General features: G+C 33.9%; 1 pseudogene. It reads right to left on the reverse strand.

Annotation, left to right across the window (positions count from 1 at the left end):
• Positions 1–203, reverse strand: a pseudogene (locus CO726_RS31350) (IS4 family transposase); the annotation flags it as partial.
• Between the last annotated feature and the right edge of the window lie 213 nt (positions 204–416).

A 416-nucleotide genomic window follows, 5' to 3' on the forward strand; every position in this document is an offset into this window, starting at 1 on the left:
AGACTAACTAGGGACTCAGAACTGATTGTTTGTCCCAAAAATACACAGAGTGATACAAGATCCTGTGCCTGAAATTTTCGCTTTCGTTGAATCATACCTGTTTGATACGCAAGTTCCTGTAGGTGATGAATAGAAAATTTGTTTTGGAATTCTTCTCCTAACATGCGTAGCTCCTCAACTGGTGTGTCATTGTTTATAGCCATAAATTAAAACACCCTTTCATGCAGTACTGCATGAAAGGGTGCCCTAATTTCGTTATTTTATTCATTTTCTTAAGTTGATGGCTATGCTCGTATAAGAGTGTCTTTTCTTTATGCAAAAAAATTTTTTTAACAAAAACTCTTTATAAAAGAACGCAAGTTCGTATATAATAAGAACAAACGTTCTTTTAATTTAGGAGGAATCACAATGTATGA

It is taken from the genome of Bacillus fungorum, assembly GCF_002746455.1.
In the GTDB taxonomy this organism is placed as follows: Bacteria; Bacillota; Bacilli; order Bacillales; family Bacillaceae_G; genus Bacillus_A; species Bacillus_A fungorum.